11 protein-coding genes are annotated in these 7579 nt (G+C 41.7%); 3 read left to right on the top strand and 8 right to left on the bottom strand.

Annotated elements, in window-relative coordinates; all coding sequences use genetic code 11:
* Window positions 1-182 precede the first annotated feature (182 nt).
* The 7 genes from FTT94_RS13495 to ubiG form a co-directional block, all read right to left on the bottom strand.
* Complete coding sequence (locus tag FTT94_RS13495; RefSeq protein WP_168379728.1) at window positions 183-593, bottom strand: RcnB family protein; 411 nt, start codon at window positions 591-593, stop codon at window positions 183-185.
* A gap of 242 nt (window positions 594-835) precedes the next feature.
* Complete coding sequence (locus tag FTT94_RS13490) at window positions 836-1246, bottom strand: RcnB family protein (protein WP_180022986.1); 411 nt, start codon at window positions 1244-1246, stop codon at window positions 836-838.
* A gap of 310 nt (window positions 1247-1556) precedes the next feature.
* Window positions 1557-1712 carry a hypothetical protein gene (locus tag FTT94_RS13485; RefSeq protein WP_180008593.1) on the bottom strand — a complete coding sequence of 52 codons (156 nt, stop codon included), beginning with the start codon at window positions 1710-1712 and terminating at the stop codon, window positions 1557-1559.
* 232 nt (window positions 1713-1944) lie between these two features.
* Complete coding sequence (locus FTT94_RS13480) at window positions 1945-2364, bottom strand: hypothetical protein (RefSeq protein WP_111885093.1); 420 nt, start codon at window positions 2362-2364, stop codon at window positions 1945-1947.
* Window positions 2365-2533: 169 nt separating this feature from the next.
* Window positions 2534-3283, bottom strand: a complete 750-nt coding sequence (locus tag FTT94_RS13475) for a YciK family oxidoreductase (RefSeq protein ID WP_078190639.1) — start codon at window positions 3281-3283, stop codon at window positions 2534-2536.
* Window positions 3284-3319: 36 nt separating this feature from the next.
* Window positions 3320-4018 carry an HAD family hydrolase gene (locus FTT94_RS13470; RefSeq protein WP_180049679.1) on the bottom strand — a complete coding sequence of 233 codons (699 nt, stop codon included), beginning with the start codon at window positions 4016-4018 and terminating at the stop codon, window positions 3320-3322.
* A complete protein-coding gene (gene ubiG / locus FTT94_RS13465) occupies window positions 4018-4728 on the bottom strand; it encodes a bifunctional 2-polyprenyl-6-hydroxyphenol methylase/3-demethylubiquinol 3-O-methyltransferase UbiG (RefSeq protein ID WP_078190637.1) in 711 nt (236 codons plus the stop codon). The genes FTT94_RS13470 and ubiG overlap by 1 nt, the downstream gene beginning before the upstream one ends.
* 182 nt (window positions 4729-4910) lie before the next feature.
* On the opposite strand from ubiG, the gene FTT94_RS13460 reads away from it, so the two are divergent.
* Window positions 4911-5528: a thiol:disulfide interchange protein DsbA/DsbL gene (locus FTT94_RS13460; protein ID WP_078193271.1), complete on the top strand. Its 618-nt coding sequence runs from the start codon at window positions 4911-4913 to the stop codon at window positions 5526-5528.
* Between the two features lie 60 nt (window positions 5529-5588).
* On the opposite strand, the gene FTT94_RS13455 is transcribed toward FTT94_RS13460, so the two are convergent.
* Window positions 5589-6266: a TetR family transcriptional regulator gene (locus tag FTT94_RS13455; protein ID WP_180170951.1), complete on the bottom strand. Its 678-nt coding sequence runs from the start codon at window positions 6264-6266 to the stop codon at window positions 5589-5591.
* A gap of 176 nt (window positions 6267-6442) precedes the next feature.
* On the opposite strand from FTT94_RS13455, the gene rph reads away from it, so the two are divergent.
* A complete protein-coding gene (rph, locus tag FTT94_RS13450) occupies window positions 6443-7159 on the top strand; it encodes a ribonuclease PH (protein ID WP_078190634.1) in 717 nt (238 codons plus the stop codon).
* Window positions 7160-7309: 150 nt separating this feature from the next.
* The gene (locus FTT94_RS13445; RefSeq protein ID WP_180170950.1) at window positions 7310-7549 is read left to right on the top strand and encodes a hypothetical protein; all 240 of its coding nucleotides are present in this window, start codon (window positions 7310-7312) and stop codon (window positions 7547-7549) included.
* The last annotated feature ends 30 nt before the right edge of the window (window positions 7550-7579 follow it).

Below are 7579 nucleotides of genomic sequence, written 5' to 3'. Positions count from 1 at the left end.
TTCATGTACTTATATTAACAATCAAAACTCAAGGAAAATAGTCCTTAGTTAAATCAAACGACACTTCATGTCGTGTCGCTTATATCTCTGACCTGAAGGACAGAGTTTTACGCTCCATTTGATAAAAAACACCTGAACAGTGTTCAGGTGTTGGGAAAGGGACTTAAGAGATCGTCGAATGATTAGCCATTCTTAATGCGAATGATGCGATCGGTACGATCATTGACTAGCACGTAGTCACCATTGATTTTGTACCATTGTTGATAACGACCGGTGTTCGGTAAGCGGCGCGCTTCACGGTCACTCACTTTGTAGCGGCTTGAATCGAAATAACGAGGAAAGCTTTGACCAACACGCCAATCGCGGCTTGGATTTACACGACGAAAGTCATTACGGTCGTAGCGATTATTGTCATAACGGTTGTTGTTATTCCAATTACTCGGACGGTGATCTTTGTCCCAACGGTTGTCTTGATGTTGGTATGACGGATGGTAACGGCGGTCATCTTGACGATGGTCTGGCGCAGCAATGGCTGCTGTTGTTGCCATCAAAGCCGATACGGAAAGAACTAAACTCGATACGATTTTGTTCATGGGACACCTCTATACATTTCTAATCTGTTTTTCGATGATTCAAAATTAGCGAGAAAGTTCAGAGAAAGCGTGGGGGCAATATAGTTGAATTGTGAAATGTATGGAGGAAATTTGAAGGTGTGTAAATGATCTGAACGCTAGGCAGCATCAGCTTTTGCGGTTAAACATTAAAAAAAACTCATAAAAAAAGCCCAGAGTTGATCTGGACTTTAAAAATATGGCGAAATTAAATTCAAAACGGCTTACATACCTAAAATTTTCAGAATACTGTTACTATCTGAGTTGACCAATATGTAGTCATTATTGATTTTATACCATTGCTGATTACGCGATGGTTTAGGTAAGTTATGGTCTTTATAATCGACTTTATAACCATTACCACGATAATGCTGTGGCATCACATAGCCCGTTTGCCATTTATGTTGTTGCAAACGTTTGACTCCACGTTGTTCACGCATACGGCGTCGATCTTCAAGATCGTCATCGTCCTGATAACCACGGTAATCACGATCTTTTTTCATTTGACCATATGCATTGCCGCGTGGGCCATCAAAGCCACGTTCATCGTTCTTGAAGTGAGGCGCTGCAGACGTGATGCTGCTTGCTATTAAAGCACTGAAAGAAATAGCCAAAATTGGCAAAATCTTTTTCATGTTCAACCCTCATGAGTAATTTATCTTCAATATCACTACTGTACGCATTAAATGCAGAGAAACTGTGAAGAAAGATGAATATTTCTTTAAATAAAACGAAGAGATTGCGGATATTATGCGATAAATTTGGCGCCGAGAACAATCTTTCCATCTTGAAAGCGATGGTCCGATAATGCGCGCTTTTTATCCTTGCAATTCAGCTTTGATTAAATTTGAGGTCTATTGTAAGCACGATCAAAAACGCCCATCAAGTCTTGATGGGCAAATAGGGTAGAGATACTGGAATGAAAACGGTGGGTAAATTCGGGTTTTAGTACCACTGCTCATTGAGGCATTGGAGTGAATAAATCGCTTGAGCCACAGATTCAGCTTGCTCGGCATCGTCCATTGCAGAGATCAAATTTTCAGTCAGTTGTAAGGTTTCAATTGAACGAATGGTTTCAATTTTACGTGTTTGATCAGCCATTTGGGTCTCCTTGCCGTCGGTCTATGTCATGCCCAGCAGTCTATGCTTTTATATTTAATTTGAAAAACCGAATATTATTATAAAAATAATTTAAAAATACGATTAATAGCAAGTGGGGTGATAAAACTGTCTTTTGATCAAAGCTTGTTGAATTTCAAATGCTAATCTAAGAGTTTAAAAAAAGGGCATCAAATGGCCCTTTTTAGTTCTAAATGTGTCACTTGGAACGTAATTAGTATGCGTATTTCAGGTCGGTATAATCCGTTAATGATTTTTGAATATGAGCTTGAATAAATTCATTAATATCTTCAGGTGTCATTGCTGCACCTTGTTTGGTAATCACATGCTCAAACGGTGCTTGATCTTGCGCAATGATGCGATAAACAAAGTTAGTGATCACTTGAAAGCCTGCTTCTTGCTTTTGAATGCAAGTGACATAGAAATAGGCATGCTCAAAGTTTAAGTCAGTATGCGAAAAAATAAATTGTTCAAATAATTTTGCATTTTGACCGACATCTAAGCCTTTTAAATCGTCCACGATACTCGGGTCGAATTTCATGCCATATTTTGCTGAAATCGGTTGACCATCGACCAGTAGGTTAACCATGCCATCCTCAGTTGGAGTCACTGTAATATTGCTAAAGTCAGACATGTATCAATCCAATGTTTTTAAAGAATGCCCCAAGTATCGGCAAATTTGCTAAAAACTCAAGTCGACTTTCGCGTGGGCACTGCAAAATCATTCGGTTAATGATGCGTTGTAAAGATTCAAGACATAAAAAAAGGAAGCGCGATCTTCCTTTTTAAATTGGGTTTTCACCCTATTCATCTTGGGCATCTATGCTGGCACCAGTTAAATGCAAGCTGTCGTCACCCATTAAATATAAATATGCAGGCATGATGCTTTCAGGCGTAGGCAAAGTTTTTGGATCTTCGTCTGGATAAGCTTTTGCACGCATGGCAGTACGTGTCGCACCAGGGTTAATACAGTTAAAACGAATATTGGGGTGTTCATTTTCTTTAGCGAACAATGTGCTTACGGCTTCAATGGCAATTTTTGAAACCGAGTACGCGCCCCAACGTTCACGGGCTTCACGCCCCACACCTGAACTGGCAAAGACCACTGAGGCATGCTCAGATTTTTGTAGTAGTGGCATCAGCTCTTGAGTCAGTACAAAGGGCGCGCGAAGGTTCACCGCCATGACATCATCCCATACATCCACAGGATAATGTTCTAGTTCAGTTCGCTCACCCAAAATCCCAGCATTATGCAAAATGCCGTCTAGGCGACCAAATTGCTTTTCTAAGGTATCGACCAACAGCTCATAATCACGAGGAGAGGCACTAGACAGTTGTAGCGGTAAAATCGCCGGTTGGGGGGCACCCAAGCCTTCAATTTCATCGTAAATCACTTCTAGTTTATTCAGTGTGCGTCCATGTAAGACCACGGTTGCGCCATGTAAGGCATAACTGAGGGCAGCCGCACGGCCAATACCATCGCCCGCACCTGTAATCAGGATAATGCGATCTTTGAGCAGATCGGGGCGAGGTTGATATTCTGAATATTTCATCCGTACCTCCTCGTTTTATTGTGTTGTGTTCTATCGTTATAAAGTCGCTGTGTTGAGCGTTTTCGGTTTGATGACCAAATCATGAATGGCTTCATGCAGGTCAGCAACAGTCTTCACTATACAATCTGCATGCCAAGCTGTTAAGTCATCTTTGTGTTGTAAAGGTAAATAGCCATAAGCCGCTAGAATCGTGTACATCTGCGCATTACGACCAGCATCGATATCACGTGGATGATCACCGACATAGATACAGTCTTGAGCATCAAGATGGATGTGCTTGGCGGCTAAATACATCGGCTCTGGGTCTGGCTTGGTTTTACTGACATCATCTGGGCAAACCAATACCGAGCAGCGCTCAGTCAAATTCAACGCTTTGAGCAACGCTTCACTGAGTGAACGCGGCTTATTGGTGACAATACCCCACGGAATTTGATGTTGTTCTAACTCTGCGAGTAGTGGATACATGCCTTCAAACAGATCGGTATCAACTGCAATATCAGCACCATACAGATCTAGAAAGCGTTGACGATGTGCCAGAAAGATAGGATCTTCAACGTCTAACTCTGGATAGACCAGTTTGACCATGGCACGCGCGCCTTCAGATACCTGTACACGAATGTCGTCAGCACTGACCACCGCAATGCCTTTGTCACGGCACATGTCTTGAATAATACGAATAAAATCAGCCGCGGTATCAATCAGTGTACCGTCAAGATCAAAGAGTACAGCTTTCATTAGGCTTCTTTCACCGTATGAACCATGTAGTTCACATCCACATTCGGTGCGAGCCAATAGCGTTTGGTGATCGGGTTATAATGTAAACCTGTCATATCTTTGAGTTTTAACTCGGCTTGACGAATATCATGAGCTAATTCTGAAGGTTTAATAAACTTCGAATAATCATGAGTGCCTTTCGCCAACATGCGTAAAACATATTCCGCACCAATAATCGCAAACAAATAGGCTTTAGGATTACGGTTAATGGTTGAGAAGAACACATGACCACCCGGTTTTACCAGCTTTTGACAGGCTAAAATGATTGATGCTGGATCGGGTACGTGTTCGAGCATTTCCATACAGGTAACGACGTCATATTGACCGGCTTGTTCTTCTGCCAATTGCTCTACAGGCACTTGGCGATATTCAATATTTTGCACATTTTCTTGTTCGGCATGTAGGCGTGCAACATTCAATGGCGCTTCACCCATGTCGATACCCAATACTTGCGCACCGCGACGTGCCATGCTTTCAGCTAAAATACCGCCGCCACAGCCAACATCTAATACTTTCTTACCAGTGATGCCATTTGAATGCTCATCAATCCAGTTCAAACGCAGAGGATTAATCATGTGCAAAGGGCGGAACTCAGAATGCTGATCCCACCATATGGCTGCGAAAGCTTCAAATTTGGCAATTTCTTGTGGATCAACATTCAATTGCGACATCGGTTGCACCTCAATCAAGTCTTTATATTTTAGAAAAAAGTTTATGGGAGTTAGTGTAGCGCGTCCTGAAAAAAAAGCGATAAAAGCCTTAAAAAAGTTCACAGAATGAAAACGAAATCGACAGATTTGATTTATAGTGTTGCCATAAACTAATCATAATGATTTTGAGGACGATAAGTTCAATGAAAAAATTCCTTTTAGGCACGATTACAACAGCTATTTTGGCTTTTTCTGGCAGTGCGATGGCAGCGCAATTTGTCGCGGGGACTGATTACACAGTTATTCCAAAACCGATTAAAGTCGAACGTCCGGGTAAAATCGAAGTCCGTGAGTTCTTTTGGTATGGCTGCCCACATTGTTTTACATTAGAACCGCATATGCAAACGTGGTTAAAGCAATTGCCTAAAGATGTACGTTTTGTCCGTACACCTGCAGCAATGAATCCACTTTGGGAACAAGGCGCGCGTGCTTACTATGCATCGGAAGCACTGGGTGTTCGTCAAAAAGCACATTTACAATTGTTCCATGACATTCATGTGGGTCAAAAAAATATCTTAGAACAAGGCGCATTTGCTAAGTTCTACACCCGTTATGGTGTTCCTGAAGCGAAATTTAACAGCACATTTAAATCATTTGCTGTGTCTTCAAAAATTGCTCAAGCGAAAAACTTAGCGGCTCAATATCAATTGAGCGGCGTGCCTGCGATTACCGTCAATGGTAAATACATCGTACAAGGTGAAGATGCACGTACCGTTGAAATCGTGAAATTCCTTGTTGATAAAGAACGTAAAGCGAAATAACAGATGTTTTGAAAAAGCCGCACTCGATGCGGCTTTTTTTATGCCGGTACATTTTGCGTTTTAAGTCGATAAATTTTGCGGATCAGCGATTTGAGCCAAAGATCGATCCCAATGTAAGATGCCACGAAATAAGAGCTGAACTTGGGTCTGAGCTTGGCGGCGAAATTGTAGTAGCGCATCCGTACGTTGTGGAAGGTCAATATGTCGATGTATGTCAATCCACTGCATTGCCCAACTTAAGGCCAATTCAAACAAAATTTGTCCCAATACTTTGAGGTCTTGTTCGGATTGAATATGTTGAGTCGCTTCAACTTGAGCCAGTGCATGGGCCAAATCGGTACTGAGAAAATTAAACTCACGAGTAATGGCTTGTCTTAAGAATGCTGAACCACCCCAACGTTCAGCAATAAGAAACATCCATGCCTCAGGAAATTGCTCAACGGCATGAAATAAATAATCCAGACTTTGTCGTGTGCGTGCATCTGGTGCTTGAAAGCATTGCTGACTCAGTTGATTGAGGACATTCCGAAGGTGCAGGGCCATTTGGTCGACTAGTTCCAAACCGAGCTCATCCATGTCCTGAAAATGGCGATAAAATGCAGCAGGAACCAAGCCGACATGACGGGAAATTTCGCGTAAGCTCAGACTGCTAAAAGAACGGCCTGTGGTACTCAATGCAAGCGCTGCATCAAGGATAGCTTTACGACTTTGTTGCTTACGTTCTTCCCGTATCGACATGCAATTCGTCCTGAATTTTGCGTGGCTTCAGTCTAACAAATTTCCTGATGTCGTACGATGGGCCTATCAAAACTTGGATGAATGGATTTTGTAAATGCACACGAATGCATCCCGAATCTGGCTGTACCTTCTGTTATAATGTGCCGCAATCAATTTTGTCAGATTAAGGACTCATTATGCGTATCGACCAACGAGCATTAGATCAATTACGTGAAGTAAAAATTACCCGTAACTACACACGTTATGCGGAAGGTTCTGTATTGGTTGAATTTGGTCATACAAAAGTTCTTTGTACTGCAAGTGTTGACAACTCAGTACCGCGTTTCCTTAAAGGAAAAGGTCAGGGTTGGGTGACTGCTGAATATGGCATGTTACCTCGTTCAACACATACACGTACTGACCGTGAAGCGGCGCGTGGTAAACAAAGCGGTCGTACTCAAGAAATTCAACGTCTGATTGGTCGTAGCTTACGCGCGATGGTGGATTTGAAAAAATTGGGTGAAAATACCATCAGTATCGACTGTGATGTGATTCAGGCAGATGGCGGTACACGTACAGCATCAATTACAGGTGCAGCTGTTGCCTTGGTTGATGCAATGAATGTCTTGCTTGAAAATAAAAAAATTAAACAAGATCCATTAAAAGGTTTAGTTGCTGCGATTTCTGTAGGGATGTATCAAGACGAAGCATTACTTGATCTTTGCTATGAAGAAGATTCAAGCTGCCAAACAGACATGAACGTAGTGATGACACAAGCTGGTGAGTTCATTGAACTTCAAGGTACAGCAGAAGACAAACCGTTTACACGTACACAGTGTAATGAAATGCTTGAACTTGCTGAAAAAGGCATTCAAGAATTGATCAAAAAACAACAAGAAGCTTTAGGCTGGTAAGTTGTTTGATTCAGTTCAAACTGAATAAAGAACGCATCTTCGGATGCGTTTTTTTATGCGCTGAATATAGAAAATCCAACAAGAATCACCTATTAAGCAGCGTGTCTTTGGCTCAAATTAATAGGATCAGGATGCTTTGAAGGACTAAAAATGAAAAATTGGATGATGTATTTTTCTTTGTTCATCGTATTGTTGATCAGTGGTTGTGATTTTTTTGGAAATCAGGATCAAGAGCGTGAAGGTGGTCGTTTTTCTGAACAAAGTGAAAACTCAAAAGATCAGGACGATGATCAAGATGAGCGCGAGCAGCATGAAGACGATGCGGCGCATGAAAAGGACTCTGAACATGAAGATCAACGAGGTGCAAAACAACAGCAAGATGATGATTAAGTCATGCTAGAGGTTAAGCATCAAAAAGGG

Origin of the sequence: Acinetobacter sp. YH12027 (genome assembly GCF_013420085.1) — a bacterium.
Taxonomy (GTDB): Bacteria; Pseudomonadota; Gammaproteobacteria; order Pseudomonadales; family Moraxellaceae; genus Acinetobacter; species Acinetobacter amyesii.
This window is presented reverse-complemented; position numbering and strand designations above follow the sequence as displayed.

What these genes read in the sequence shown, in the direction of transcription:
- FTT94_RS13495 (WP_168379728.1), bottom strand. Translation starts at nt 593, where the DNA reads ATGAACAAAATCGTATCGAGTTTAGTTCTTTCCGTATCGGCTTTGATG.
- FTT94_RS13490 (WP_180022986.1), bottom strand. Translation starts at nt 1,246, where the DNA reads ATGAAAAAGATTTTGCCAATTTTGGCTATTTCTTTCAGTGCTTTAATA.
- FTT94_RS13485 (WP_180008593.1), bottom strand. Translation starts at nt 1,712, where the DNA reads ATGGCTGATCAAACACGTAAAATTGAAACCATTCGTTCAATTGAAACC.
- FTT94_RS13480 (WP_111885093.1), bottom strand. Translation starts at nt 2,364, where the DNA reads ATGTCTGACTTTAGCAATATTACAGTGACTCCAACTGAGGATGGCATG.
- FTT94_RS13475 (WP_078190639.1), bottom strand. Translation starts at nt 3,283, where the DNA reads ATGAAATATTCAGAATATCAACCTCGCCCCGATCTGCTCAAAGATCGC.
- FTT94_RS13470 (WP_180049679.1), bottom strand. Translation starts at nt 4,018, where the DNA reads ATGAAAGCTGTACTCTTTGATCTTGACGGTACACTGATTGATACCGCG.
- ubiG (WP_078190637.1), bottom strand. Translation starts at nt 4,728, where the DNA reads ATGTCGCAATTGAATGTTGATCCACAAGAAATTGCCAAATTTGAAGCT.
- FTT94_RS13460 (WP_078193271.1), top strand. Translation starts at nt 4,911, where the DNA reads ATGAAAAAATTCCTTTTAGGCACGATTACAACAGCTATTTTGGCTTTT.
- FTT94_RS13455 (WP_180170951.1), bottom strand. Translation starts at nt 6,266, where the DNA reads ATGTCGATACGGGAAGAACGTAAGCAACAAAGTCGTAAAGCTATCCTT.
- rph (WP_078190634.1), top strand. Translation starts at nt 6,443, where the DNA reads ATGCGTATCGACCAACGAGCATTAGATCAATTACGTGAAGTAAAAATT.
- FTT94_RS13445 (WP_180170950.1), top strand. Translation starts at nt 7,310, where the DNA reads ATGAAAAATTGGATGATGTATTTTTCTTTGTTCATCGTATTGTTGATC.